Origin of the sequence: Kitasatospora sp. NPDC056076 (genome assembly GCF_042266305.1) — a bacterium.
Classification (GTDB): domain Bacteria; phylum Actinomycetota; class Actinomycetes; order Streptomycetales; family Streptomycetaceae; genus Kitasatospora.
This window is the reverse complement of record NZ_JBHJWG010000028.1, coordinates 75,122-100,211: the sequence shown is the minus strand read 5'-3', so window position 1 is coordinate 100,211 and position 25,090 is coordinate 75,122. Positions and strand designations below refer to the sequence as shown.

The 25,090-nt window shown below is 72.2% G+C and carries 23 protein-coding genes and 1 riboswitch; of the genes, 11 read left to right on the top strand and 12 right to left on the bottom strand.

Translation table 11 applies throughout. From position 1 onward, the window contains the following. Nucleotides 1–128: 128 nt before the first annotated feature. The 7 genes from ACFC1T_RS23220 to ACFC1T_RS23190 all read right to left on the bottom strand — a co-directional run bounded on the left by ACFC1T_RS23220 (nt 129) and on the right by ACFC1T_RS23190 (nt 9,116). Nucleotides 129–908 carry an IclR family transcriptional regulator gene (locus ACFC1T_RS23220; RefSeq protein WP_375891457.1) on the bottom strand — a complete coding sequence of 260 codons (780 nt, stop codon included), beginning with the start codon at nt 906–908 and terminating at the stop codon, nt 129–131. 332 nt (nt 909–1,240) lie between these two features. After that, nucleotides 1,241–2,701: a catalase gene (locus ACFC1T_RS23215; protein ID WP_375891456.1), complete on the bottom strand. Its 1,461-nt coding sequence runs from the start codon at nt 2,699–2,701 to the stop codon at nt 1,241–1,243. 68 nt (nt 2,702–2,769) lie between these two features. Further along, nucleotides 2,770–4,044 (bottom strand): allantoicase, encoded by a 1,275-nt coding sequence (gene alc, locus ACFC1T_RS23210; protein WP_375891455.1) that lies wholly within the window; start codon nt 4,042–4,044, stop codon nt 2,770–2,772. Between the two features lie 124 nt (nt 4,045–4,168). After that, nucleotides 4,169–5,527 carry an allantoinase AllB gene (allB, locus tag ACFC1T_RS23205; protein WP_375891454.1) on the bottom strand — a complete coding sequence of 453 codons (1,359 nt, stop codon included), beginning with the start codon at nt 5,525–5,527 and terminating at the stop codon, nt 4,169–4,171. Nucleotides 5,528–5,640: 113 nt separating this feature from the next. Continuing rightward, the gene (locus tag ACFC1T_RS23200; protein WP_375891453.1) at nt 5,641–6,783 is read right to left on the bottom strand and encodes a glycerate kinase; all 1,143 of its coding nucleotides are present in this window, start codon (nt 6,781–6,783) and stop codon (nt 5,641–5,643) included. A 455-nt stretch (nt 6,784–7,238) separates the two neighbouring features. Next, complete coding sequence (locus ACFC1T_RS23195) at nt 7,239–8,132, bottom strand: 2-hydroxy-3-oxopropionate reductase (RefSeq protein WP_375891452.1); 894 nt, start codon at nt 8,130–8,132, stop codon at nt 7,239–7,241. Between the two features lie 141 nt (nt 8,133–8,273). After that, nucleotides 8,274–9,116: a TIM barrel protein gene (locus tag ACFC1T_RS23190; protein ID WP_375891451.1), complete on the bottom strand. Its 843-nt coding sequence runs from the start codon at nt 9,114–9,116 to the stop codon at nt 8,274–8,276. Between the two features lie 218 nt (nt 9,117–9,334). Between ACFC1T_RS23190 and ACFC1T_RS23185 the strand changes: the two genes are divergently transcribed. From ACFC1T_RS23185 to ACFC1T_RS23155, 7 genes are all read left to right on the top strand, one after another. Further along, the gene (locus ACFC1T_RS23185; protein WP_375891475.1) at nt 9,335–9,580 is read left to right on the top strand and encodes a thiamine-binding protein; all 246 of its coding nucleotides are present in this window, start codon (nt 9,335–9,337) and stop codon (nt 9,578–9,580) included. Next, on the top strand, nt 9,577–9,957 hold the full coding sequence (locus ACFC1T_RS23180) for a helix-turn-helix domain-containing protein (protein WP_375891450.1): 381 nt from the start codon (nt 9,577–9,579) through the stop codon (nt 9,955–9,957). The genes ACFC1T_RS23185 and ACFC1T_RS23180 overlap by 4 nt, the downstream gene beginning before the upstream one ends. A gap of 248 nt (nt 9,958–10,205) precedes the next feature. Beyond that, nucleotides 10,206–10,709 carry a 2-oxo-4-hydroxy-4-carboxy-5-ureidoimidazoline decarboxylase gene (gene uraD / locus ACFC1T_RS23175; protein WP_375891449.1) on the top strand — a complete coding sequence of 168 codons (504 nt, stop codon included), beginning with the start codon at nt 10,206–10,208 and terminating at the stop codon, nt 10,707–10,709. A gap of 118 nt (nt 10,710–10,827) precedes the next feature. Continuing rightward, nucleotides 10,828–11,163, top strand: coding sequence for a hydroxyisourate hydrolase (gene uraH, locus ACFC1T_RS23170; RefSeq protein WP_375891448.1), 336 nt, complete (start codon nt 10,828–10,830; stop codon nt 11,161–11,163). A gap of 30 nt (nt 11,164–11,193) precedes the next feature. After that, on the top strand, nt 11,194–12,114 hold the full coding sequence (gene pucL, locus ACFC1T_RS23165; RefSeq protein WP_375891447.1) for a factor-independent urate hydroxylase: 921 nt from the start codon (nt 11,194–11,196) through the stop codon (nt 12,112–12,114). 321 nt (nt 12,115–12,435) lie between these two features. Further along, a complete protein-coding gene (locus ACFC1T_RS23160) occupies nt 12,436–13,911 on the top strand; it encodes a nucleobase:cation symporter-2 family protein (RefSeq protein WP_375891446.1) in 1,476 nt (491 codons plus the stop codon). Between the two features lie 69 nt (nt 13,912–13,980). Beyond that, nucleotides 13,981–15,366 (top strand): 8-oxoguanine deaminase, encoded by a 1,386-nt coding sequence (locus ACFC1T_RS23155; RefSeq protein WP_375891445.1) that lies wholly within the window; start codon nt 13,981–13,983, stop codon nt 15,364–15,366. Nucleotides 15,367–15,677: 311 nt separating this feature from the next. Here the strand turns inward: ACFC1T_RS23155 and ACFC1T_RS23150 are convergent, their stop codons facing one another. Together ACFC1T_RS23150 and aceB are read right to left on the bottom strand one after the other, a co-directional pair. After that, nucleotides 15,678–16,079 carry a gamma-glutamylcyclotransferase gene (locus ACFC1T_RS23150; RefSeq protein ID WP_375891444.1) on the bottom strand — a complete coding sequence of 134 codons (402 nt, stop codon included), beginning with the start codon at nt 16,077–16,079 and terminating at the stop codon, nt 15,678–15,680. A 162-nt stretch (nt 16,080–16,241) separates the two neighbouring features. After that, the gene (aceB, locus tag ACFC1T_RS23145; RefSeq protein WP_375891443.1) at nt 16,242–17,894 is read right to left on the bottom strand and encodes a malate synthase A; all 1,653 of its coding nucleotides are present in this window, start codon (nt 17,892–17,894) and stop codon (nt 16,242–16,244) included. Between the two features lie 201 nt (nt 17,895–18,095). Here aceB and ACFC1T_RS23140 point away from each other — a divergent pair, with 201 nt between their 5' ends. After that, nucleotides 18,096–18,893: an IclR family transcriptional regulator gene (locus tag ACFC1T_RS23140; RefSeq protein WP_375891442.1), complete on the top strand. Its 798-nt coding sequence runs from the start codon at nt 18,096–18,098 to the stop codon at nt 18,891–18,893. Between the two features lie 173 nt (nt 18,894–19,066). Then, a complete protein-coding gene (locus ACFC1T_RS23135) occupies nt 19,067–19,675 on the top strand; it encodes a hypothetical protein (protein WP_375891440.1) in 609 nt (202 codons plus the stop codon). Between the two features lie 97 nt (nt 19,676–19,772). Here the strand turns inward: ACFC1T_RS23135 and ACFC1T_RS23130 are convergent, their stop codons facing one another. Then, complete coding sequence (locus tag ACFC1T_RS23130) at nt 19,773–21,125, bottom strand: hypothetical protein (RefSeq protein WP_375891438.1); 1,353 nt, start codon at nt 21,123–21,125, stop codon at nt 19,773–19,775. 7 nt (nt 21,126–21,132) lie between these two features. Continuing rightward, nucleotides 21,133–21,240: riboswitch (cyclic di-AMP (ydaO/yuaA leader) on the bottom strand. A gap of 443 nt (nt 21,241–21,683) precedes the next feature. Between ACFC1T_RS23130 and ACFC1T_RS23125 the strand changes: the two genes are divergently transcribed. Then, entirely contained in the window at nt 21,684–22,013 is a 330-nt protein-coding gene (locus ACFC1T_RS23125; protein ID WP_375891436.1) for a MoaF N-terminal domain-containing protein, read from the top strand. Nucleotides 22,014–22,086: 73 nt separating this feature from the next. On the opposite strand, the gene ACFC1T_RS23120 is transcribed toward ACFC1T_RS23125, so the two are convergent. Both ACFC1T_RS23120 and ACFC1T_RS23115 read right to left on the bottom strand, forming a co-directional pair. Further along, on the bottom strand, nt 22,087–23,247 hold the full coding sequence (locus ACFC1T_RS23120; RefSeq protein WP_375891434.1) for an alpha/beta hydrolase: 1,161 nt from the start codon (nt 23,245–23,247) through the stop codon (nt 22,087–22,089). A 268-nt stretch (nt 23,248–23,515) separates the two neighbouring features. Beyond that, nucleotides 23,516–24,178 carry a TetR/AcrR family transcriptional regulator gene (locus ACFC1T_RS23115; protein WP_375891432.1) on the bottom strand — a complete coding sequence of 221 codons (663 nt, stop codon included), beginning with the start codon at nt 24,176–24,178 and terminating at the stop codon, nt 23,516–23,518. 137 nt (nt 24,179–24,315) lie between these two features. Here ACFC1T_RS23115 and ACFC1T_RS23110 point away from each other — a divergent pair, with 137 nt between their 5' ends. Further along, nucleotides 24,316–25,080 carry an SDR family NAD(P)-dependent oxidoreductase gene (locus ACFC1T_RS23110; RefSeq protein WP_375891430.1) on the top strand — a complete coding sequence of 255 codons (765 nt, stop codon included), beginning with the start codon at nt 24,316–24,318 and terminating at the stop codon, nt 25,078–25,080. Nucleotides 25,081–25,090 lie beyond the last annotated feature (10 nt).

Here is a 25,090-nt window from a genome sequence, read left to right as displayed (position 1 = left end):
AGTGATGTGCACCGCGGGACACCCCCGGAAACCCTCCCGTGGCAACCCACCCCCGGCAACCCTCCCGTGGAAAGCGCGCGGGCCCCGCCGGACGACGCGTCCGACGGGGCCCCACGAGCGAGCGGTGCTCAGACCGCCATCGCCAGTATCAGCGGCGCCGCCCGGGCGGCCAGCAGTTCGGCCGCGGCCCTGAGCTTGTGGATGTTGTCCACCGGCATCGAGGTGGCCAGGCAGCCGACCGTGCTGCCCGCCGTGATCGGCACCGCCGCGCAGACGGTGCCGAGCGCGTACTCCTGGATGTCCAGCACCGGCACCGTCGCGGGCTGGCGCTCCAGCCGGTGCATCAGCTGGTCGGCATCGGTGACGGTGCGGGAGGTCAGCCGGGCGACCGGGTGCCGGGAGAGGTGGTCCCGCCGGCCGTCCGCGTCGAGCTGGCTGAGCAGGCACTTGCCGATCGCACTGGCGTGCGCGGTGGCACGGAAGTCCACCCACTCCTGGACGGCGGGCGCGTAGTCGGCGGCGGCGACCGCCTCGACCGACAACTCCCCGTCGTGGTACCGGGTGAAGTAGACCGCGGCGCCCAACTCGTCCCGGAGTTCGGCGAGTTTGCGGTTCAGCCGGGCCTTGACGAGCTGTTCCCGGTTGTGCTGCCCGAGCAGGGCGAAGGTGCCGCCGAGCACCCAACCGCCGTCCTGGCACTGGAGGTAGCCCTCGATCTCCAGGATCTCGGCGAGCCGGCGGACGGTCGGCAGGCCCAGCGAGGTCTCCCGCGCGAGCCCGACCAGGGTGGCGCCGTCGGGGTGCCGGTCGACGGCCTCCAGCAGTCTGAGGGCGTGCTGCAGGGAGGTGAACGGGCCCGTCGGGCCCTGGTCCAGCGCGGCGTGACGACCCGGGGCTGGTGTCGACATGTCGTCCCCTTCCGATGTCCCCCCACGGAGCGACCGCGGGCGGTCTCCAGCCTATCCACCCCGGGCCCCGGGCGGCTGCCGTCCGTGAATATCCGTGAACATTCCGTGGAGCACGGCCGGTCGGCTGGTACAAGGGGCCCCGCGCACACGCACGAACGGAACCCGCACCCGACACCTCCTCCGCCGCAGCGCCCCCGCGAAGCCCGACGGGCCCCTCCCCCACTGCCCGGGGGGAGGGGCCCGTCGTGGAGCCGCCGGGGTGCGGGCCCCGGCGGTCCTGAGGGTGCGGAAGGTCGGTGCGGAGTGTGCGAGGAGGGTCGGCCCGCGGAGGGTCAGCCCTCGTCGCCCGCGCGGAGCTTGGCGACGGCGGCCTCCAGGCGGGCGCCGTACTCCTCGTCGGCGGCGTGGAAGTGGGCGAGGTTCTTCTCCACCACGTCGTCCCGGCTGACCTGCGACAGGAAGCCGGCGATGTTGTCGATCAGGCGGGTCCGCTCGCCCTGCGACATCAGCCGGTAGAGCTCGCCGGCCTGGAAGAAGTCGTCGTCCTTGGTGTGGGCCGGCGTGGTGTAGGTGCCGGTGTAGCCGTCGACCTTGACCGGCGCCGCGAGCGCGCCGTCGGTCTGGGCCGGGCCGTCGTACGAGTTGGGCTCGTAGTTCTTGCCGCGGCCGGCGCTGTTGACGGCCATGAGGCCGTCCCGGCCGTAGTTGGCGGCCTCGGTGGCGTGCGGGGCGTTCACCGGCAGCAGGGTGTGGTTGACGCCGAGGCGGTAGCGCTGGGCGTCGGCGTAGGCGAACAGCCGGCCCTGGAGCATCTTGTCCGGGGAGGGGCCGATGCCGGGCACGAAGTTGTTCGGCGAGAACGCGGACTGCTCGACCTCGGCGAAGACGTTCTCCGGGTTCCTGTTGAGCACCAGGCGGCCGACCTTGACCAGCGGGTAGTCGGCGTGCGGCCACACCTTGGTGAGGTCGAAGGGGTTGAAGCGGTAGTCCGCGGCCTCGGCGACCGGCATCAGCTGGACGTAGAGGGTCCAGGACGGGAACACGCCCCGCTCGATGGCCTGGTGGAGGTCGCGCTGGTGCGAGTCGGCGTCGGCGCCGACCACCTCGGCGGCCTGGTCGCCGTCCAGGCTGCGGATGCCCTGGTTGGTCTTGAAGTGGTACTTCACCCAGTAGGCCTCGCCCTCGGCGTTGACCCACTGGTAGGTGTGCGAGCCGTAGCCGTTCATGTGGCGGTACGAGGCGGGGATGCCGCGGTCGCCGAACAGCCAGGTGATCTGGTGGGTCGAGGCCGGCGAGTGGGCCCAGAAGTCCCAGACGTTGTCCGCCTCCTGCACGCCGGTGTACGGGTCGCGCTTCTGCGAGTGGATGAAGTCGGGGAACTTGACCGGGTCCTTGATGAAGAACACCGGGGTGTTGTTGCCGACGAGGTCGTAGTTGCCCTGCTCGGTGTAGAACTTCAGCGCGAAGCCGCGCGGGTCGCGCACCGCGTCGCTGGCGCCGAGGTTGCCGGCCACCGTGGAGAAGCGCAGGAAGACCTCGGTGCGCTTGCCGACCTCCGACAGGAACGCCGCCCGGGTGTACTTCGACACCTCGTCGGTGACCTCGAAGTAGCCGTACGCGCCGGAGCCGCGGGCGTGCACGACGCGCTCCGGGATGCGCTCGCGGTTGAACCGGGCCAGCTTCTCCAGCAGCTGCTGGTCCTGGATCAGCAGCGGGCCGTACTCGCCGGCCGAGGCCGAGTTCTGGTTGTCGGCGACCGGGGCGCCGGACTCCGTGGTCAGGATCTTGGACATGGAGGGTCCTTCAGGTGTCGATAAGGCGGTGCGTGGAGAGGTGGAGCGGGCGGGCGGGCGAGCCCCGCTCAGACGCCCAGCAGGCGCCACAGCGCCGAGCGGCGGCGGGCGGAGTGCTCGCCGTCCGGGCCGTCGGCCGGCTGGAGGCCGGCGACCGCGGCGGTGGCCGCGGCCGGGTCCGCCAGCGGGCGGGCGGCGGCCAGGGCGGCGGCCTCCTCCGCGCCGAGGCCGGCGTCGACGAGGGCGGCGGCGGCCTCCGCGGCCGGGACGGCGTTGAACCAGCGCAGCGCGAGGGCCGCGCGGCCGGCCTCGGTGAGGCGACCGGTCAGCCGCAGGCGGGCGAGGCCGCCGTCCGGGTAGACGTTGATCCGCACGTGGGTCACCGGGCGGCCGACGTCGAGCCGGAAGCGGTGCCGGGTGTCGGGCTGCAGGCGGGTGCGGGGCAGGATCTCGAACCACTCGCCGTCGGCCGGCGCCTGCGAGGTCGCGGCCTGCCCGGTCGAGGCGTCGAAGCCGATCAGGTCGGCCCAGCCGGGGGCATTGGCGACGAAGTGGGTGGTGTCCACCTCGACCGCCAGGGCCTCACCGCCCCCGGCCAGGGCGATCTGAACCCAGTCGTTGGCCTTGTCGCGCCGACGACGGGTCTCCCAGCCCTCGCCCATGACGGAGGCGCGACCGGGAGCGTTCAGGTTGTGCGGGGAGGAGAAGTAGCGGTCGGACGCCGCCTCGGCCACGCCGCCGTACTCCTGGGCGGCCAGGTCGAAGGTGAGGCCGTCCAGTTCGCGCGGGTCGGGCAGCACCTCGCCGTGCACCCGGAGCCGGGCCACGCCGCCGTCCGGGTAGATGTTGAGCCGCACGTGGGTGTAGCGGGAGTCGTCCTGGACGGCGAACTCGTGGGCGGTGTCGCCCCGCAGCGGGGTGCGCGGCACGAGGACGGTCCACTCGGCGGCCCGCAGCTCCTCGGGCGAGGGGTGCCCGGGGACGGAGGCGGCCTCGACCACGGCGCTCTCCGGGTAGTTGCCGGTGAAGTGCGCGGTGTCGACGATCACGCCGCGGATCGCACCGCCGACGCCGAGCCGGACGATCGCCCAGTCGTGGTCCTGGTCGGTGGGGTGCGGCTGGTCCGCGGAGACGCCGCGGCGGCGCTTGGACTCCCAGCCGTCCATGATCTGGCCCTTGTGGCCGAAGGTGTGCGGGCGGAACTCGGCCGGCTTGGCCACCAGCAGGTTCTCGGCGTCCGCGAAGGTGTCCTCGTTGGTGGCGACGACGCCCGCGCCGAGCAGCCGGGAGGCCAGGTTGACCAGCTCGGTGAAGGGAGCGCTCGGGGTGTCGGCAGTGGTCACTGACTCTCCTCGGAAGGCGTGGTGGGTAAGGGAGTTGGCAGGCCCGGAGCGAGGGACCGAAGCGAGGGCCCGATCCGCCGGGGGCCGGTCCGCCGGGGCCGGTTCCGCCGGGCCGTCCGCCGGGCTAGTCCGCGGGGCGCAGCAGCTGGCGGCCGAAGGGCTCGGCCCCGGTGTCCACCACCCGGCCGCGCAGCCAGGTGGTGCGCACGGCGCCGCTCAGGGTCCGCCCGGCGTACGGGGTGACCGGGTTGCGGTGGTGCAGCTCGCCCGCGTGGACGGCGAACTCCCCGTCGGGGTCGAAGGCGACCAGGTCGGCGTCGCAGCCCGCCGCGATGGCGCCCTTGGTGCCGGTGAGGCCGACCAGTTCGGCCGGTCCGGCGGACATCCAGCGCACCACGTCGGCCAGCGTGTGGCCGCGCCGGCGGGCCTCGGTCCAGATGGCGGGCAGGCCCAGCTGGAGCGAGGCGATGCCGCCCCAGGCCGCCGCGAAGTCGCCGCTGCCGCCGAACTCGGGCAGCAGCTTGAGGTCGGGGGTGGACGGCGAGTGGTCCGAGACGACGGCGGTGAACTCGCCGTCGGCCAGGGCCTGCCAGAGGGCGTCCCGGTTGGCCTCGTCGCGGATCGGCGGGCAGCACTTGAAGGCGGTGTCGCCGTCGGGCACCTGCTCGGCGGCGAGCGTCAGGTAGTGCGGGCAGGTCTCGGCGGTGACCCGTACGCCCGCCTCGCGGGCCCGGCGCAGCAGGGGCAGCACGGCCGCCGAGGAGACGTGCAGGATGTGCACCCGGGCGCCGGTGCGCCGGGCCGTGTCGAGCAGGTGGGCGACCGCGGCGGTCTCCGCTCCGGCCGGGCGGGAGGCGAGGAAGTCCCGGTAGTGGACGCCGGGTTGCTGCGGTGCGGCGGCCAGCACGGCCGGGTCCTCGGCGTGGATGATCGCCAGTGCCCCGATCCGGGCCTGCTCGGCCAGCGCGGCCTCCAGGTCGGCGGCCTCGACGTGCGGGAACTCGTCGACGCCGGACGGGGCGAGGAAGCTCTTGAAGCCGAACACGCCCGCCCGGTGCAGGGGTTCGAGGTCCGGGACGTTGCCGGGCACGGCCCCGCCCCAGAAGCCGAGGTCGACCCAGGCCTGGCCCTCGGCGGTCTTCCGCTTGACGTCCAGCCCCGCCACCGTGGTGGTGGGCGGTACGGAGTTGAGCGGCATGTCGATGATGGTGGTGACGCCGCCGGCCGCGGCGGCCCGGGTGGCGGTGGCGAAGCCCTCCCACTCGGTCCGGCCGGGCTCGTTGACGTGCACGTGGGTGTCGACCAGGCCGGGCAGCAGCGCGGTGTCGCCGAGGTCGACGAGGTCGCTGTCGCCGACCACGAGCGATCCGTGGGCGGCGACCTGCTCGATCCTGCCGTCCCGGATCAGCACGTCCGCGGGGCGCTCGCCCTCGGGCAGCACCGCCCGGCGGGAGCGGATCACCGCTGGCTGGCTGATCGGCATGGGGACCTCCGGAACCTGGGAGTTGGGGGTGGCGGAACACGGGTGGGGTCGAAGGATTGCCGGGAGCCTAGGCCCGCCTTCAACAAAACGTCAATGGAGGAACGTACGAGGGCTCAGCCCGGCAGCAGCTCCACGGCCAGCCGCTCCCCCGCCACCTCGGCCAGCTCGCCGGCCCTGGTCATGCTGTCCCCCGGCTGCTCGGCCAGGTCGGTGAGGGCGACCGCGGCGGTGAAGCCGGCCGCCCGCCACTCGGGCTCGGACAGCTCCAGCCGACCCGCCACGGCGGCCACCCGAACCCCCGCCCGGGCAGCCGCCGCGGCGACTCCGGCGGGGGCCTTGCCATGGAGCGTCTGAGCGTCCAGGCAGCCCTCACCGGTGACGACGAGGCGTGCCCCACGCACGGCCTCGTCGAAACCCAGCAGTTCGAGCAGCAGCTCGATACCGGGTCGCATGGTGGCGCCGAGCAGGGCGAGGGCGGCGAAGCCCACCCCGCCCGCGGCCCCGGCGCCGGGGGCCTCCCGCACGTCCCGACCGGTCACCGCGGCCACCCGGTCGGCGAAGCGGGTCAGCCCCTGCTCCAGGACCACCAGGTCGTCGCCGTCGGCGCCCTTCTGCGGGCCGTAGACGGCGGTGGCGCCGCGCGGGCCCAGCAGCGGGTTGTCCACGTCGCAGGCGACCACGACGTCCACCCCGGTCAGCAGCTCGGCCAGCGGGCCGAGGTCGATCCGCTCCAGGCGGCGCAACGAGGCTCCGCCGGGCGGAAGTTCGACGTCGTCGGCGTCCCGCAGCCGGACCCCGAGCGCCTGCACCATTCCGGCCCCGCCGTCCGTGCAGGCGCTGCCGCCGAGGCCGAGCACGATCCGCTTGGCGCCCATCGACACCGCGCGGGCGATCAGCTGGCCGACGCCGTAGGAGCCGGCCGCGAGCGGGGCGGTCCGGCCGCCGGGCAGCCGGGCGAGCCCGGAGGCCTGGGCCAGTTCGACCACGGCGGTGTCGCCGCGGACGGCCAGGGCGGCGTCCACCGGCAGGCCGGTCGGACCGGCCACCTTGGCCGGGACGCGGTCGAACCCGGCCGCGAGCGCCGCGGCCAGGGTGCCCTCACCGCCGTCGGCGACGGGCAGTTCGCGCACGTCGGCGCCGGGTGCGGCACGCCGGATGCCGGCGGCGATCCGGGCGGCGACCTCGGCACCCTCCAGGGTGCCCTTGAACTTGTCCGGCGCTACGACCACGTGGCCCTTGAGGGGGGTGGGGGGCATCGGTGGTCCTCACTTCCGTGCGGGTCGGGCGGTGTTCCACGAACATGGGTCCGGACAAGCATGGGTCCGGTGGCACCGGGGTTGCGACCCCCTGGCCGGGCGGTGCGGCCCGGCCCGGGGCCGAGCTCCCGCGGGAGCGCCGGTCCCGGAGGATCGTCGCTTCCGTGGGAGCGCCGGTCCCGTAGGGGGTGCGACCCCCTCCCCGCCGTTCCCCTCGACCCGCTTCCGACGTTCGAGGGGCTCCCCTCGGCGAGGAGGGGGCCAGGCGACGCACCGCTGGCACGACCGAAGTGCCCCCGGGGGAGGGTGTGTGCGTCACCGGCTTGGATCGACCGGCGGGCGGGCGGATGAGCCCCTGCCCGCACGCCGGTCGGGTCTGGCCTCCTGGTGGCGCGGGCACGACCGGATCAGGTACACGCCACCAGGAGGAGTCTGTGGGGCCTCGGCCCTTCGGGTCAGGCGACCTCGCGGCCCGAGAGCCGCTCGACGCCGCGCAGCAGCGCCGAGTGGTCGAGCGAACCGTCGCCGTTGGCCCGGGCGGAGGCGACCAGCTGGGCGACCACGGCGCCGACCGGCAGCGCGGCGCCCACGGCGCGGGCGGCGTCGGTGACGATGCCCATGTCCTTGTGGTGCAGGTCGATCCGGAAGCCGGGGGCGAACTCGCGGTTGAGCATGTTCGCCTTCTTGCGGTTGAGCACCGTGGAGCCGGCCAGGCCGCCGCCGAGCACGTCCAGCGCGGCCGCGAGGTCGACGCCGGCGTTCTCCAGGAACACCACGGCCTCGGCGAGCACCTGGATGTTGACCGCGACGATCAGCTGGTTGGCGGCCTTCACGGTCTGGCCGGCGCCGTCGGGGCCGACGTGGACGACCGTGGTGCCGAGCGCGTCGAACAGCGGCTTCGCCTCGGCGAAGTCCGCCGCCTCGCCGCCGACCATGATCGACAGCACCGCCTCGACCGCACCGGCCTCGCCGCCGGAGACCGGGGCGTCCAGGGTGCGCACGCCCTTCTCCCGGGCGGCCTTGCCGACCTTGATGGAGGTCTGCGGGGTGATCGAGGACATGTCGATCACCAGGGTGCCGGCCTGGACGTTCTCCAGGACGCCGCCCTCACCGAGGATGACCGCCTCGACGTGCGGGTCGGCCGGGACCATGGTGATGACGACCTCGGCGTCCTTCACCGCGTCGGCGATGCTGGCGGCACCGTGGCCGCCGGCCGCGATCACGGTGTCGATCGAGGCCGGGGAGAGGTCGAAGCCGGTCACGTGGTGGCCGGCCTTGACCAGGTTGACGGCCATGGGCTTGCCCATGATGCCGAGGCCGACGAAGGCAATCTTGCGGGAGGCGCTCATCGCGTCGGGTTCCTTACGTGTACGGGTGGGGAGGGGTGACGGGCCGGACGGGCGCCGCGGTACGCCGCGCACCCGGGCCGGACGGGCGCCGGGGGCGCCGGGTCGGCCGGCGGAGTGGGCGCCGGCGGAGTGGGCGCCGGGTCAGCGGGCGGCGCGCAGCTCGCGCGGCAGCCAGTCGAAGCTGTCGGCGCTGACGCCGGTGGAGGGGCGGTACTCCAGGCCGATCGAGCCGCTGTAGCCGGCCGCGCTGAGCCGGGCGAACAGGTCCTCGAAGTCCAGCCCGCCGGTGCCGGGCTCGTTGCGGCCCGGGTTGTCGGCGATCTGCACGTGGCCGATCCGGTCGGCGTAGGTGTCGATGACGGCCGCCAGGTCCTCGCCGTTCTTGGCCAGGTGGTACAGGTCGCAGAGGAACCTGGCGTTCCCCAGGCCGGTGGCGGCGTTGACCTTGTCGACCACCTCGACCGCGGCGGCCGCGGAGACCAACGGGTAGTCCGGGGACTCGGCCGCGTTGAGGGCCTCGATCAGCAGGACGGCACCGATCTCGTGGGCCGCCCGGGCCGCGAGCACCAGGTTCTCCAGTGCGACCGCGTCCTGCTCGGCCGGCTCGACGCCCTCGACCCGGTTGCCGTACAGCGCGTTGAGCGCGGTGGCACCGAGCGAGGCGGCCAGTTCCGCGGCGACCGGGACGTTGGCCCGGAAGCGCTCCCGCTCGGACGGGACCGAGACGGTTCCCCGGGCGCCCTGGCTGAGGTCGTCCAGGAAGTTGAGGCCGGTGAGCCGGACGCCCGCGTCACTGAACGCCTTGCGCAGCGCGTCGAGTTCGGCCCGGCCCGGGCTGTGCTCGGTGCCGAAGGGCCACCAGAGTTCGGCGGCCGTGAAGCCGGCCGCGGCGGCGGCCGCGGGGCGCTCCAGCAGCGGGAGTTCGCCGAACAGGATCGACAGGTTGACCGTGAAGCCGTGCTTGGCAGCCGCCGTCACGTCCATCACCTCTCACTCTCTCTTCCTTCATCCGCAACTTCCACGATCCGGAAGAGGGATTCTGTGTGGTGGAAGCATCTCCGGCCCGCCGAGCGGGTGTCAAGGCTGCCGCAACATTTTGTTGAAGTGGCTCCGAGGGGTCCGCCCACCGGTCCCGCGACTGTTCGATCGCCCAGGCCCTGCCCCGGCCCACCCCCGCTCGCTAGAGTGAGCGGGTGCGATTGATGGTGGAGTTCACGACAGAACCGTTCGAACTGGACACGTTCCCCGAGCACGCCGCGACGGCCCGCAAGGTCGTCGACGAGGCCGGCCTGGACGTGGCGGTCGGCCCCTTCGGGACCGGCGCCGAGGGCGAGGCCGACCAGGTCCTCGCCGCGGTGACCCGGCTGCTCCGGGAGACCCTGGACGCCGGGGCGACCCGCATCTCCGTCCAGGTGAGCGTGCTGGGAGAGGAGGGCGGTACGCCGTGACCGAGCACGTGGAGCACCCGCTCGCCGCGGCGGTCAAGCCGCTGCTGGACGCGGTCGGCGCGACGCCCGTCCCACTGGACGAGGCGAAGGCCGAGGACGTCGTCCTGGAGTGGGAGGGCACCCCGGCCCTGGCCGTCCGGCTGCCGCACCTGAGCAGTGCGCTGGACCGGCTGCTGGCCGAGATGGCCCGCCAGTTCGACGGCCGCCCGCTGGCCGAGCTGGACCGCTGGGAGAAGCAGCGGGTCGTCGCCCTGCTGGAGGAGCGCGGCGCCTTCACCGTCCGCCACGGGGTCGAGACGGTCGCCTCGGCCCTGGGCGTCAGCCGCTTCACCGTGTACAACTACCTGAACCGCCAGGACGGCACGAAGCCGTCCTGAGCGCGGCTCGCGGGCTCCCCGCGAAGAGCTCGCAAGGAACCCACGAGGGGTTCGCGGACGGGTGACCCCGCCGCTGTGGACAGTCTCGACCGGCCCACGGCGGGGCACACTTGGCGAATCGCACACGAAAGGGCCCCGCAGCGCGGCCCGGTTCAAAACGTAACCACCAAGGGTTCAACAAACTGTTGACGGCAGGGTGGGGCCGATCTAGCTTTTCCGGGTGGCACCACTCTTCAGGAGGTCCACTCGTGACCAACCACCCCCACGCCCTCGACTCCCTGGCCGCGGCCGATGCCGCGAAGCTGGAGGAGATCCTGCTGGAGGTATGCTCCAGCCCCCGTTGGGCCGCCGCCGTCGCACAGACCCGACCCTGGCCCAGCCGTGAGGCCCTGCTCGCCGCCAACGCGGCGGCCATGGCCGCGCTGACCGTCGCGGACCTGCGCGACGCGATGGCCGGACACGCCCGGATCGGCCGGCCCAAGGAGGGCGACGCCACCTCCGAGCGCGAACAGGCCGGCATCCAGGGCGTGGACCGGGCGGTCCTCGACGAACTGCACGAGGCCAACACCGCCTACGAGGCGAAGTTCGGCCACGTGTTCCTGATCTGCGCGACCGGCCGCACCGCGGTCACCATGCTCACGGCCCTGCGCGAGCGCCACCCCAACGACCCCGCCACCGAGGCGGAGATCGTCCGGGGCGAGCTGCGCAAGATCAACGACATCCGGCTGAGCCGCCTCCTCGACGGTTCCTGACGCATCGTCAAGAATGCTCGGCAGGAAGGGCGTCCCATCCCGGACGCCCCACCCCGGACGTGCGCCCCGCGCGATCTGACGCACCATCACCTCTGCCATCAGTAAGGTCACCTCACCCATGACTGGCATCTCCACCCACGTGCTCGACACCAGCCTCGGCCGCCCGGCCGAGGGCGTCCCGGTCGAGCTCGCACTGCACACCGAGGGTGGCTGGCAGGTGCTCGGCACCTCCGCCACGGACTCCGACGGCCGGGTCAAGGACCTCCCGGCCGTGGAGGCGGGCTCGGTCGTCCGGCTGCTCTTCGACACCGGCGCGTACTACGCGCGGGGGTCCGCGGAGCCGCCGTTCTTCCCCGAGGTCTCGATCGTCTTCACGGTCGCGCCCGAGCAGCACCACTACCACGTGCCGCTGCTGCTGAACCCGTTCGGATACTCGGTCTACCGCGGAAGCTAGTAGACCGACCTGGAAGCTTAGGAGCCTGTCATGGCCCACGTGCTCGGTCAGAACCAGTACGGCAAGGCGGAGAACCGCATCGTCCGGGTCTACCGCGACTCCACCCGGCACGAGATCAAGGACCTGAACGTCTCGGTCTCCCTCCAGGGCGAGTTCGAGGACGTCCACCTCACCGGGTCGAACGCCAACTGCCTTCCCACCGACACCACCAAGAACACCGTGTACGCCTTCGCCAAGGAGTACGGCATCGACTCGGCCGAGGCCTTCGGCATCCTGCTGGCCCGGCACTTCGTCGACGACACCGAGCGCGGCGTCGTGCACAGCGCCCGGATCCGGATCGAGGAGTACGCCTGGGACCGGATCAGGACGCCGGACAGCTCGGCCCGGTTCATCGGCTCGGAGGAGGTCGGCCACTCCTTCGTCCGCACCGGCCAGGAGACCCGCACCACCGAGATCGTCTACGACGGCGAGACGGTGCAGGTCATCTCCGGCCTCAAGGACCTCATCGTCATGAACTCCACCAACTCGGAGTTCTGGGGCTACATCAAGGACAAGTACACCACCCTCCAGGAGGCGTACGACCGTATCCTCGCCACCCAGGTCACCGCCCGCTGGAAGTACGGCTACAGCGGTCGCGACGGCGAGGCCCAGCCCAACTGGAACCGCTCCTACACCCACGTGAAGCGGCACATGCTGGAGGCGTTCGCCGAGACCTACTCCTACTCGCTGCAGCAGACCCTGCACGCGATGGGCACCCGGGTCCTCAACAACCGCGCCGAGGTGGACGAGGTACGCCTCGAACTGCCCAACAAGCACCACTTCCTCGTCGACCTGGAGCCGTTCGGCCTCAAGAACGAGAACGAGGTCTACTACGCTGCGGACCGCATGTACGGCCTGATCGAGGGCACCGTGCACCGCGAGGGCGTCGTCCCGGTCATCCCGGTCGCCTGACCTCCCCCACCCCGCTCACCCCACCCCATGGACTCCGCCCGGAATCGCCGCACCCTCCGGCCCGCTCGGGCCGGTCGAGTTCGGGCGGACCGCACCACCCGCACCACCATCGCCACCCGCACGACCTTCGCCACTCGTACCACCGCACCACGCTCCACCTGTTTCTCCACCCCCACCAACCGGAGTTCGTGCTCGCCTCGCGGCGGCCGGCCCGGGGCACTGGAGAAGCGTCCCGAGGGATCCTTGCTCCGCCGTCCCGCCCTCGGGGGATCTCCAGCGCCACGGGCGCGCCGGGAGCCACGGGCACAAGAGGGGCTCGACATGGCACCCAGCAACACCAGCAGTAACGACGGCGGTTCCACCCCTGCAAGAACCCCAGGCCCGGACGGTACGTCGACCCGCCTGCCCGGCGGGCCGTCCGGGTCCGGGACCCACCCCGTGGACGAGGTGCTGCCCCCGGTGAAGCTGTTCTCCACCGGGCTCCAGCACGTCGCCGCGATGTACGCGGGAGTCGTCGCACCCCCGCTCATCGTCGGCGCCGGCGTCGGACTCTCCGCCACCGACCTCGCCCTGCTCATATCGGCCAGCCTGTTCACCGCCGGACTGGCCACCCTGCTCCAGACCCTCGGCATCTGGAAGATCGGCGCACGACTGCCGTTCGTGAACGGCGTGTCGTTCGCGGGCGTCGCGCCCATGATCGCCATCGCCAAGGAACACGGACCGAAGGACGCCCTCCCGGTGATCTTCGGCGCGGTGATCGTCGCGGGGGCCCTGTGCTTCCTCGCGGCGCCGTACTTCTGCAAGCTCATCCGGTTCTTCCCCCCGGTCGTCCAGGGCACCGTGATCACCCTCATCGGGGTGTCCCTGCTCCCGGTGGCGGTGAACTGGGCGCGCGGCGGCTCGCCGGGCGCCCCCGGGTACGGCTCCGTGCGGGCCGTCGGCCTCGCCGCGATCACCCTCGCCGCGGTGGTGCTGTGCAACCGGCTGCTGCGCGGCTTCTGGCAGCAGCTGTCCCTGCTCATCGGCTTGGCGTTCGGCACCCTGGTCGCCTTCCCGCTGGGGCTGGCCGACTTCGGCGCGGTCCAGGACGCGAAGGTCTTCGCGCTCCCGTCCCCGTTCCACTTCGGCGCGCCCGCCTTCGACGCGGCCGCGATCGTCTCGATGTGCATCGTCATGGTGGTCTCGATGACCGAGTCCACCGCCGACATGCTCGCCCTCGGCAAGATCGTCGAGCGCGAGGCCGACGAACCCACGCTCGCCGCCGGCCTCCGGGCCGACGGACTGGCCACCGCGCTCAGCCCCGTCTTCAACGGCTTCGCCGCCAGCGCCTTCGCCCAGAACATCGGGCTGGTGGCGCTGACCAAGATCCGCAGTCGCTTCGTGGTCGCGGCCGGCGGAGGCATCCTGATCCTGCTGGGACTCTTCCCGGTCCTCGGCTCGGTCGTCTCGCTGGTGCCGCAGCCCGTCCTCGGCGGTGCCGGGATCGTCCTCTTCGGCACGGTCGCGGCGAGCGGGATCCGCACCCTCGCGGAAGCCGGCATGGAGTCCAGCGCCAACACCATCCTGGTGTCGGTCTCGCTCGGGGTCGGCATCATCCCGATCGCCGTACCCACCTTCTACGACGCCTTCCCGGAGGCGGTCCGGACCCTGATGCACTCGGGGATCTCGGCCGGCTGCGTGATGGCCGTCCTGCTCAACCTGCTGTTCCACCACGTCGGAACCGCCCGCCGGTCCGCATCGCAGTCCAGGTCCGGCGAGGCCCCCGGCGCGACGGTGCCGACGGCGACACCGTCCTGACCGGTCCGGGCAGGGGCGCACACCACTCGGTGCGCGCCCCTCCTGGCCCTCCCCCATAGGAGTGACACCATGGCAGTCCAGCCCCCGCCCGCCGACCAGCGGATCGTGATCGAGAACGTCGCGATCGCCACGGTCGACGCCGTCGACACCGAGTACGCCCGCGGCCACGTGGTCATCCTCGGCAACCGGATCGAATCCGTCGGCAACGGCCCCGCCCCGGCGTGGCTGGACAACGTGGTGCGCCGGATCAACGGCGAGGGCCACCTGCTCACCCCCGGCCTGGTCAACACCCACCACCACTTCTACCAGTGGATCACCCGCGGCCTCGCCCAGGACAACATCCTCTTCGACTGGCTGGTCGCCCTCTACCCGACCTGGGCCCGGATCGACGACAAGCTCGTGCACGCCGCCAGCCAGGGCTCGGCCGCCGCCCTGCTCAAGTCCGGCTGCACCACCGCCTCGGACCACCACTACGTCTTCCCCAAGGACGGCGGCGACATCCTCGGCGCCTCGATCGAGGCCGTCCAGGAGCTCGGCCTGCGCTTCACCGCGCTGCGCGGCTCGATGGACCGCAGCAAGAAGGACGGCGGACTGCCGCCGGACCACGCCGTCGAGGAGCTGGACGACATCCTGGCCGCCTCCGAGGCCGCCGTCGACCGCTACCACGACTCCTCCTTCGGCTCGATGCTGCACGTCGCGCTGGCGCCCTGTTCGCCCTTCTCGGTCTCCACCGACCTGCTCCGCCAGTCCGCCGAACTCGCCCGCCGCAAGGGCGTCCGGCTGCACACCCACGGCTCCGAGACGGCCGAGGAGGAGCAGTTCTGCAAGGAGCTGTTCGGCATGGGGCCGACCGACTACTTCGAGTCGGTCGGCTGGCTCGGCGAGGACGTCTGGATGGCGCACTGCGTCCACATGAACGACTCCGACATCGCCAAGTTCGCCGAGACCGGCACCGGCGTGGCGCACTGCCCCTCCTCCAACGCCCGCCTGGCCGCCGGGATCGCCCGGGTGCCCGACATGCTCAAGGCCGGCGTACCGGTCGGGCTCGGCGTCGACGGCACCGCCTCCAACGAGTCCGGCGAGCTGGGCACCGAGCTGCGCAACGCACTGCTGATCAACCGGCTGCACGGCTCCCCGACCGCGCTGACCGGGCGCCAGGCACTGCGGCTGGGCACCATGGGCGGCGCCCGGGTGCTCGGGCGGCAGGCCGAGATCGGCTCCATCGAGGCCGGCAAGCTGGCCGACCTGGCGCTGTGGAAGATCGACGGGGTCATGCACTCCTCGATCGCCGACCCGGTCGCGGCCCTCACCTTCGGCGCCCTGCCGCCGCTGGCGACCCTGTTCGTCAACGGCAACGCCGTCGTCGAGAAGGGCGAGCTGACCACCGTCAACGAGGACCGGATCGCGCGTGCCTGCGCCCGCGCGGCCAAGGAGCTCGCCTCCCGGCCCGTCTGACGGTCCGCCGGGCGGGCCGGAGCTGCCCTCCGGCCCGCCCGGCCCACTGGTTCCGGAGCGCGCCCAGGGACGGTGCGTGACCCGGACTCCGTACGCCCGTCCGGGCGTGCGGACCGCGGCCCCGAACCCACGGCGAGGGTTCGGGGCCGCGGCGTGCCCGGGGCGGGGGGGGGAGGGCGCGGGGGGACAGGGGGCGGCGGAAGGCCGACAGCGAACGGATAACAGATGACAACTTTCATCATCTGTTATCCGTTCGCTGTCTTCTGTTATCTGTCTTCTGTTATCTGTTCGCCGCCATCGGCCAAGCCGCCTCAGGCCGTGCGCCCCAGCGTCGCCAGGTAGGCCCGCCAGCCGCCGTGGTGGGTGATCTCGCGGTGCACCCCGCGCTCGACCTCGCCGCGGGCGAGCAGCATCGAGAAGCACGCGGAGCCGTCCTCCAGCTCGATCACACCGAGCTCCAACTCCCTGGGCTCGCCGGGCAGGATGACGTCTCGCAGGCGCTCCAGGCTGATCTCGTACAGCTCGCCCTCGATCGCGGTGTCGACGGACGGGTCGGCCAGCAGTCCCGGGCAGACGTCCGTGCCGCCGCTGTGGTCGATGGAGAAGAAGCGGTAGCCGGCCGCGGTGCGGGCCGGGCCGATGAGGGCGTCGGCGACCTTCTCGTGGAACGGTCCGCCGACCATCGCCTGGCCGTTGAAGAAGATGCGTGCCATCGGTGAACTCCTCAGGAGGGTAAGGCCGTACGAAGAAAAAGACCGTTCCGCACGGCGACGAGAGGACAGGTGGATTCGTCGCCGTACGGAACGGAGCAAAGGGCGGCGGAACTGCTACGGCCCGGCAGGCGGCAGCGGTGGCGCCGGTGGGTAGATTGGTGCTCAGCCCAGCAGGGGAAGCGCGGGGAGGGTCAGGAAGTCCGCGAACTCCTCGGCCAGGGCGACCTGTTCGAAGAGCTGGGCGGCCTCTCGCCAGCGGCCGTCCCGGTAGGCCTCGTCGCCGAACTCGGCGCGCAGCTCGGCCAGTTCGGTGGCGACCAGGGTGCGGACCAGCTCGGCGGTGGCCTTCTCGCCGGTGTCGGACAGCACGACCCCGTTGTGGATCCACTGCCAGATCTGCGAGCGCGAGATCTCGGCGGTGGCGGCGTCCTCCATCATGTTGAAGATGCCGACCGCGCCGAGCCCGCGCAGCCAGGCCTCGATGTAGCGGAGGCCGACCTGGACGGCGTTGTGCAGTCCGGCCCGGGTGCAGGTGCCCCCGGCACCGGCGATGTCGAGCAGTTCGGCGGCGGTGACCGGCTCGGCGGGGCCCGGGTTGTCCTTCTGGTTGGGCCGCTCGCCGAGCACCGCGTCGAAGGAGGCCCGGGCGACCGGGACGAGGTCCGGGTGGGCGACCCAGGAGCCGTCGAAGCCGTTGCCGGCCTCGCGGTCCTTGTCCGCCTTGACCTTCTCCAGCGCGGCGGCATTGACCTCCGGGTCCCTGCGGCTGGGGATGAACGCGGCCATCCCGCCGATCGCGTGAGCGCCGCGCTGGTGGCAGGTCCGCACCAGCAGCCGGGTGTAGGCGGCCATGAACGGCGAGGCCATGGTGACGCTGTTGCGGTCCGGGAGGATGTAGTGCTCGCCGGCGTCGCGGAAGTTCTTGACGATCGAGAACAGGTAGTCCCAGCGCCCGGCGTTGAGGCCGGCCGCGTGGTCGCGCAGCTCGTAGAGGATCTCGTCCATCTCGAAGGCCGCGGTGATGGTCTCGATCAGCACGGTGGCCCGGACGGTGCCGTGCGGGATGCCCAACTCGGCCTGGGCGTGGGTGAACACGTCGTTCCAGAGCCGGGCCTCGAGGTGGCTCTCGGTCTTCGGCAGGTAGAAGTACGGGCCGGAGTTGGGGTCCTCGGCGCCCTTGGCGATGAGCCGGGCCGCGTTGTGGAAGAAGTACAGGCCGAAGTCGACGAACGCGCCGGCCACCGGGACGCCGTCGACCAGCAGGTGGTTCTCGTCCAGGTGCCAGCCGCGCGGGCGGACCACGACGGTGGCGAGTTCGGCGGCGGGCTTGAGGGCGTAGGCCTTGCCGGCCGAGCTGGTGAAGTCGATCCGGCCCTCGAAGGCGTCGATCAGGTTGACCTGGCCGCTGACCACGTTCTCCCAGGTCGGGGAGGTGGCGTCCTCGAAGTCGGCGAGCCAGATCCTCGCCCCGGAGTTGAGCGCGTTGATGACCATCTTGCGGTCGGTGGGCCCGGTGATCTCGACCCGGCGGTCCCGGAGGGCGCGCGGCGCCTCGGCGACCTTCCAGTCGCCGGCCCGGACGTCGGCGGTCTCGGGGAGGAAGTCCAGCGTGCCGGTGCGGGCGATCTCCGCGCGTCGGCTCTTCCGCCTCGCCAGGAGCTCCTGTCGACGGCCCTCGAAGGCGCGATGGAGGCCCACGACGAAGGCGACCGCCTCCGGGGTGAGCACCTCCTCGGCCCGATGGACGCGCGGTCCGGCGACAGTGACGACCGGAGCGGCGGGGGAGGCGCCGACGGGCCCCTGAGCTGCAGCCATGAGCAGGACACTCCTAAGACGGTTGAGCCTGGCGAAGGGAGCTCCGGTGGGAACTTCCTCGGGAACTTCCTCGATCGTTACCCGCCTGTCGGCGGGTTCGATTCTGTAAGGTGGAGACTAGTTTCCGCGATACAGAATTTCAACGGTTTGTTGAAGAGGTCGCCGGGACTCTACTCCTCCCCGACAGCGAAGGGAACGCCGGTGGTTGCGACCCCCGACACAGCATCGACGACAGGCGCCGACCGCGCGAGCGGCGGCGTGCAGTCCGTCGAGCGCGCCTTCCAACTCCTGGAGGCGCTGGCCGACTCGGGCGGCGTGGCCACCCTCAGTGAGCTCTCCACCAGCTCCGGCCTCCCGATGCCGACCATCCACCGACTGGTTCGTACCCTCGTCCAGCAGGGCTATGTCCGCCAGGACACCGCCCGCCGCTACACCCTCGGCCCCCGGCTGATCCGGCTCGGCGAGACCGCCGGCCGCCTGCTCGGCAGCTGGGCCCGCCCGTACCTGGCCGAACTCATGGAGGCCACCGGCGAGACCGCCAACCTCGCGGTACTGGAGGGCGGCGAGGTGGTGTACGTCGGGCAGGTGCAGTCGCGGCGCTCGATGCGGATGTTCACCGAGGTCGGCCGGCGGGTGCAGCCGCACTGCACCGGCGTCGGCAAGGCGCTGCTCGCCCAGCTCCCCGAGGACGAGGCGCGCGCGGTCCTGGGCCCCAACCCGCTGCCCGCCCACACCGAGTACACCCTCACCGACCCGCAGGAGCTGATGGACCAGCTCGCCGAGGCGCGCGAGCGCGGGTACGTGGTGGACGACCAGGAGCAGGAGATCGGCGTCCGCTGCATCGCGCTCGCCGTCCCGGGCGCGCCGACGCCCACCGCGCTCTCCGTCTCCGGCCCGGAGGCCCGGATCCGGGCGCTGGAGGAGCAGGCGGGGGCGTCCGCACTGGTGCCGGTGATGCACCAGATCGCGGCCCGGCTGGGGCAGGTCCTGGCACCCTGACGCTCCGTCAACCGCCTTGACCGGCAAGAGCGATCGGGCCATGACCGGTGCCCCCGCCGTTCGAGTGGCGGTGGGCGAGTTGCGGCGCCCTCGCGGCGGCGGCTCGGACACCCTGGTGCGGACGCGGCCCGCGACGGTGCGGGCCGCCGGAGCACGGGAACAGGGTGAGCGGCGTGGAGCAGCACGGAGTACGGGGCGGCGCGGGGCGCAGGAGGTTCGGCCGGGCCGGATTGCTGGCGGCGGTGACGGCGGGCTGCGCGGTGGCCGCGCTGGCCGCCGGGCCCTCCTGGGCGGTGCGGCACCCGGTGCCGCGTCCGGATCTGGGGACCGTCGCGCCGGGGGCGCCCGAGGCGTCCACTCTGCCCGCCGTGGTCGCCAAGACGTCCCGCTCCCACCTGGAGGTGGTCCGGATCGACCCGGATCCGGCCCCGCCCGGCGGCGCCACCACCATCCACGCCTTCGTGGCCAATCTCGGCCCGGACACCACCGCCTCACCGCTCACGATCACGGTCACCCTGCCGGACGGGGTGACCCCGGAGGGCCCGTACTACCCCGAGGACTGTGCGGTCGTCTCGCGCGGCAGGCAGGTGCGCTGCGTGTTCGGTCCCGGGCTGCCGGACGGGCGCAGCGTGACCGCCCTCGTCCCGGTCCGGCTCTCCGACAACCTGCCGCTCGGGGTTCTGGAGGGCGGCTCGGTCGAGGTGCGCAGCGCGGACGACCCGGGCGGCAGGGGCCACCGGGAGGAGTTCGACATCAGGGTCGTCGAGACGGCGGGCGACTGACGGACCGGATCGCCCCACCGGTCACCGGCCGTCCGGCGAGCGGCTGCCGGACCTCCGTTGACCGATGGGGCGGGCTCGTGGTTACCGGTAGACGTGGTTACCGGTAGACGCGGACGTAGTCGGCGGCCATGGTGATCGGGGCGTTCCCCTGCGGCGCCGGGTGGTACTTGCCGGCGCTCACCGAGAGGTTGAGGATCAGGTACGCCGAGAAGTTGGCTCCGACGCCCTTGCCGTCCGAGAACACCTTGACGCCGTTGACGTACCAGTCCACCGAGTTGGCGCCGTAGTAGGTGCCGATGGTCACCCACTGGTCGGTGCCGATGGCGCCCGCGTCGGTGTAGTAGTCGGGGTTGCCGGGGTTGACGTGGTTGGTCAGCTCCAGCAGGTTCGGGTTGTCGGGGTGGTACTCGAAGGAGTCGATCTCCCCGTTGCCGTTCTTCCAGGTCCACAGGGCGGGCCAGGCGCCGGTGCCGGCGGGCAGCTTGACCCGGGTCTCGGCGTAGTCGCCGGTCTTGACCTGGAAGCCCTCGGCGGAGCCCTCGGTGGTCAGGAAGCCGGTGTTCCAGGACTGCTTGCCGTTCTCCAGCGTCGGCCCGCCCGGGGTGGCGGTGAAGGTGGCGACGCCGTTCGCGACGGTGACGTTGTTCTTGTTCAGCCAGTCGAGCTTGTTGTCGTCCGGGTTGTGGTTCCCGTACTTGTACGAGGTGCTCTTGTCGCCGACCCAGCGCTGGCCCCAGTTGATCGGGCTGTTGAACTCGTCGGACCAGGTCAGCGACTTGCCGGCGATCAGGGAGGACGGCGCCGGGGTCGTCGGGGTGGCCGTGGCGGTGGGGGTCGGCGTCGCGGTCGGCGTCGCGGTCGGGCTCGCGGTGGGGGACGCGGTCGCGGTGGGCTTCGCCGTCGGGCTCGCGGTCGCGGTCGGAGTCGCGGTGGGCTTCGCCGTCGGGGTCGCCGTCGGGGACGGGGCCGGCGTGGGCGTACCCGTGGCCGAGACCACCAGCTGCTGCGAGGGCAGGTTGTGCCAGGCGCCGCCGAGGTCCTGCCAGAAGCCGAACTGGGTGTACGTCCCGGCGGCCAGGGTGCGGGCGGCGCTGGTGTAGGTGAGTCCGCCGGGGCAGATCTGCACGTTGCTCGCGTTGCCCGGGAAGTCCAGGTTGGTGCCGCGCGCGTCACGGACGCCGACGCCGACGGTCTTGGCGGTGAAGCAGGACGAGGAGTGCAGGGCCAGCGAGGCGGTGCCGGCCCTGCCGGCGACCATGGTGGCCGGGGCGAGCCGGTCCTGGGTGACGGTCGGGCCGGTGGCGGCCTGGGCGCCGGAGACGGACGGCAGACCGAGCAGGCCGGCGCCGGTGATGGCGAGCGCCCCGGTCGTGGCGAGGGCGGCGTTGCGGCCGCGGCGGGACGGACGGGCGTGGCGGGGCGCGCGACGGCGCCGGGCAGGCTGGTGCATGGGGGTCCTCTGCCACGCCTGCGAGGTGAGCTGTCGGATTCGGGCTGCAGTTGCCCGGCCGCCTGTGGAGCGGCTTCACCCCTAGCCACGCCCCGCACGCTGGTGCGTACGGGCCGGGCGCTGACCTTGGTTCCCCCGCTCCCGTCCGCTGTGGTGCTCGGGTACTCGCCGGCGGGTGGACGGGACTCGGCGTCCCGGCGGCGGGGTCCGCGACAGCGGACGACGACTGCAGGCTAGGCAGGCCGTCCGTGGACGGACAACCTCATGGGGCCGGTTGTCGCGCAGCTCACAGTGGTGTCGATCAACGACGCTGCGTGGCGGCCGAGTTGATCAATGGAGCCGACGCCAACCCGCGGCCCCGCTGGGCCCCCCGGGCTGCCGGTCACACACGGTGCGCGGTGCCGCGGTGGCGGACCGTGCGTGACCGCCGTGGCGTGGAGCCGCCCGAGTCCGCCCCATCGGATAAATTGGAGCCCTGGGATTTTCCGCGGTGCACAAGAGCACCGGCCGGAGCCGTACGACCCGTCCCCCGTTCCAGAGAAGAGGTTCCGCCCCACCATGACCGCGCCCCTGCCCGCCTTCGCCGGCCGTACCTACGTCTTCCGGGCCGACAACGGCGCGGCCTTCCGCAACTCCTACTCGGCCGACGGCACCCGGCTGCGCTGGGAGGGCCTCGGTGAGTCGGCGGGCCAGTGGGAGGACGTGCGACTGCACGTCGCCGAGGTCGCGCCGGAGATCTACTTCATCAGCTGGACGGAACAGAGCGGGATCACCGTCAGTCACGTGATGGACCTCAACGCGCTGACCGTACGGGCCTTCTGGACCTTCGAGGGCGAGGGCGGCCGGGTCGGCCAGCTGCACACCGGGACGCTGGAACGGGTCGCCTGACCGGCGCCGGAACGCACCGAACCCCCGGGAGCCGAGGCTTCCGGGGGTTCGGTGCGTTCCGCGGGCGGCGCCGTCAGACGGTCTGGCCCGGGTGGCCCGGCTGGTTCGGGACCTTGAGGTGCTGGGACAGCCACTCCAGCGAGGACGGCAGCAGGGCGCTCCAGGTCTCGAAGTTGTGGCCGCCGTTCTCGAGCATGCTGTAGGAGACCTTCATCGGGCTCCTCGCGGCGTCGATGAACGCCTCGGTGTCGTGCTTGTAGTTGCCGTCGCCCTTCTTGGTGCCGGCCAGCAGCACGGAGACGTCCGGCTGCGGCAGGTTCTTCAACCGCCACATCAGGTCGGCCTCGTCGCGGCGCTGCTTGCTGCCGCCGAAGAGGTCGCCGGTGGTCGGGTCGTCGGCCGCCTCGTAGTACCCGGACAGGGACACGGCGGTCGGGAAGACGTCCGGGTGGCGCATGGCCAGCTTGAGCGCGCAGTAGCCGCCGGTGGAGTTGCCCATGAAGGCCCAGGCCCGGGGGTCGGCCGAGACCCGGTAGCTGGCCTGGATCGCCGACGGGACGTCCTTGGTGAAGTACGTGTCGGACTGGGCGCCGCCCGGGATGTCCTCGCACTCGGTGTCCTGCGGCAGGGCGGGCGAGGGACGCATCAGGACCATGACGGTCGGCTGCATCCGGCCCTCCTGCAGCAGCTTGAGCGCGGCGCCCGGGTAGTTGAAGCGGGTGATCAGGTTCTCGGCGATTCCTGGGAATCCGGTGCTGACGATCACGGCCGGGAACTGCTTCTGCGCGTACTCGGGCTGGAAGTACTGCGGCGGCAGGTAGACGAAGCCCTCGGTCGACAGCCGGCTCTCCTTGCCGTCGATCCGGACCTTGCGGATCTCGCCGGACTGGCTGGGCTCACGGCCCATCGCGCCGCCGCCCTTGACCGACGCCTGGCCTATGGTCTCGACCAGCAGTCGGCCGGAGGCGTCCGCCTTGTTGTGGATGACGACCGGGCCGGTGCTGCCCGTGCCCATCAGGTCGTCCCAACTGCTGTAGAAGGCGAAGTAGTTGTTTGCCACCAGCCCGAGCGCGGCGAGCACCGCCAGCTGAGTCGCGAGCAGCGCGCCGATGCGGCCGAGCACCGCCTGCCAGCTCTTCCGGGCGAGTCTGGGCCAGAGCCAGACCGTGCCGACCATCACCACGACCGCCATCAGCACGGCCAGTGCCAGCACCTTGTGGCTCGTCAGACCCATGTTCCAGTTGCTCCCACGCCTCGAACTCCCGCCCCCTCCACTCAGGGACATCCGAGGAGGTCACCCCGGTTCCCCCACCGGGGCGCGCGCACCAACCCTAGCGGGAGCTGGGAGGAAGCTGATCGGGGGCTGTGGGCAAGCGGCGAACAGATGACAGATTTCAACTTTCAGATAACAGATGACAGCGAACGGATAACAGATAACAGATTTCGAAAGTTGTTCTCTGTCATCTGTTCGCCGCTATCTGTTATCCGTCATCCGGCTGCTGTCATCCGTCCGCTGTCATCCGCTCACCGCTGGGTCGCCACTCCCCCGCCGGCCGATCCCACAGGCGCAGCCCCGCCGTGAGTTCGCGCATGCAGCGGGCGCCGAGGTCCTGCGGGGAGCCGGGGCCGGTGACGGCGGCGTCGGAGCCGGCCCACTGCTCCAGGGCCACCCGGATCGCCGCCGTGGCCGCCGCAGCGGCCAGCCGGACCTCCAGCGGATCGGCGCCGTCCGGACAGCGGGCGGCCAGCACGCCCCGCAGCCGCGCCTCCGACGCGGCATGGACCCGCTGCCAGGTGCCGTCCAGCCGCGGGTCGCGCAGCAGGTCGCGGGTCCAGTGCATCGCCTCGACGGCCTCGTCGTCGGCCGGGGTGAGCGACTCGACGGCCGAGCGCTCCAGCGCCTCGCGCAGCGGGACGTCCGCCGGACTCTCGGCCAGCAGGTCCACCCAGCGCTGCCCGCCCGCCGCCAGCAGCGGGGCGACGGCGTCCTCCTTGACGGAGAAGTAGCGGTAGAAGGTGCGCAGCGAGACGCCCGCGGCGGCGGCGATCTCCTCGGCGGTGGTCGCCTCGGCGCCCTGCTCGGCGAAGAGCGCGGCGGCGGTGCGGGCGATCTCCAGCCGGGTGGCGTCACGGCGGCGCTGGGTCAGGGTCGGGCGTCCGGTCACAGGGATCAGCGTACGCAAGCGATCACGGTCCCGACGCATCGCGCCCAGGTGGCACATCGAGACTTCTTGGCACAACGTGCCACATGGGCGTACCGTGTCTCTTGAGGTCGAGAGACCACGAACGAAGGAGTACCACCATGGAGCGCTTCAGCGGACGGAACGTCCTGATCACCGGCGGCGGCTCTGGCATCGGCCAGGCGACCGTGCACCGGATCCTCACCGAGGGCGGGAAGGTCGTCGCCGTCGACGTCAACGAGGACGGCCTGAAGAAGACCCTGGACCGCGCGACCGCCGAGGGCACCGCCGACCGCCTGACGATCCAGGTCCTGGACATCTCGGACGAGGCCGCCGTGGTGGCGGGCGTCGCCGAGGCCGTCGCGGGCCTGGGCGGTCTGGACGTCCTGGTCAACGCGGCCGGCATCCTCCGTTCCTCGCACACCCACGAGACCACGCTGGAGTTCTGGAACAAGCTCCTCGCGGTGAACCTGACCGGCACCTTCCTGATGACCCGCGAGGCACTCCCCGCACTGCTCGCCACCGGCAAGGGCGTGGTGGTCAACTTCTCCTCCACCTCCGCGAGCTTCGCCCACCCCTACATGGCCGCGTACGCCGCGACCAAGGGCGGCATCCAGTCCTTCACCCACGCGATCGCCTCGGAGTACTCGAAGCAGGGCCTGCGCGCGGTCTGCGTCGCACCGGGCAGCATCGACAGCGGCATGACCAACAACCCGGGCCTGCCCGCCGACGCCGACTTCACCCTGCTGGCCAAGCTCTCCCCCGCCCTCGGACACGGCTTCGCGGGCCCGGACACGGTGGCCGGCGTGATCGCGATGCTGGCCTCCGACGACGGCGCCTTCGTCACCGGCACCGAGCTCCGGATCGACGGCGGCACCCACATGTGAGCCCCCGGTC

Coding starts and splice junctions, on each gene's coding strand:
- pucL (WP_375891447.1), top strand. CDS start 11,194: ATGGCCCACGTGCTCGGTCAGAACCAGTACGGCAAGGCGGAGAACCGC.
- ACFC1T_RS23220 (WP_375891457.1), bottom strand. CDS start 908: ATGTCGACACCAGCCCCGGGTCGTCACGCCGCGCTGGACCAGGGCCCG.
- ACFC1T_RS23125 (WP_375891436.1), top strand. CDS start 21,684: ATGACCGCGCCCCTGCCCGCCTTCGCCGGCCGTACCTACGTCTTCCGG.
- uraH (WP_375891448.1), top strand. CDS start 10,828: ATGACTGGCATCTCCACCCACGTGCTCGACACCAGCCTCGGCCGCCCG.
- ACFC1T_RS23150 (WP_375891444.1), bottom strand. CDS start 16,079: ATGGCACGCATCTTCTTCAACGGCCAGGCGATGGTCGGCGGACCGTTC.
- ACFC1T_RS23120 (WP_375891434.1), bottom strand. CDS start 23,247: ATGGGTCTGACGAGCCACAAGGTGCTGGCACTGGCCGTGCTGATGGCG.
- ACFC1T_RS23160 (WP_375891446.1), top strand. CDS start 12,436: ATGGCACCCAGCAACACCAGCAGTAACGACGGCGGTTCCACCCCTGCA.
- ACFC1T_RS23190 (WP_375891451.1), bottom strand. CDS start 9,116: ATGGACGTGACGGCGGCTGCCAAGCACGGCTTCACGGTCAACCTGTCG.
- ACFC1T_RS23185 (WP_375891475.1), top strand. CDS start 9,335: ATGGTGGAGTTCACGACAGAACCGTTCGAACTGGACACGTTCCCCGAG.
- aceB (WP_375891443.1), bottom strand. CDS start 17,894: ATGGCTGCAGCTCAGGGGCCCGTCGGCGCCTCCCCCGCCGCTCCGGTC.
- ACFC1T_RS23130 (WP_375891438.1), bottom strand. CDS start 21,125: ATGCACCAGCCTGCCCGGCGCCGTCGCGCGCCCCGCCACGCCCGTCCG.
- ACFC1T_RS23155 (WP_375891445.1), top strand. CDS start 13,981: ATGGCAGTCCAGCCCCCGCCCGCCGACCAGCGGATCGTGATCGAGAAC.
- ACFC1T_RS23200 (WP_375891453.1), bottom strand. CDS start 6,783: ATGCCCCCCACCCCCCTCAAGGGCCACGTGGTCGTAGCGCCGGACAAG.
- allB (WP_375891454.1), bottom strand. CDS start 5,527: ATGCCGATCAGCCAGCCAGCGGTGATCCGCTCCCGCCGGGCGGTGCTG.
- ACFC1T_RS23215 (WP_375891456.1), bottom strand. CDS start 2,701: ATGTCCAAGATCCTGACCACGGAGTCCGGCGCCCCGGTCGCCGACAAC.
- ACFC1T_RS23110 (WP_375891430.1), top strand. CDS start 24,316: ATGGAGCGCTTCAGCGGACGGAACGTCCTGATCACCGGCGGCGGCTCT.
- ACFC1T_RS23195 (WP_375891452.1), bottom strand. CDS start 8,132: ATGAGCGCCTCCCGCAAGATTGCCTTCGTCGGCCTCGGCATCATGGGC.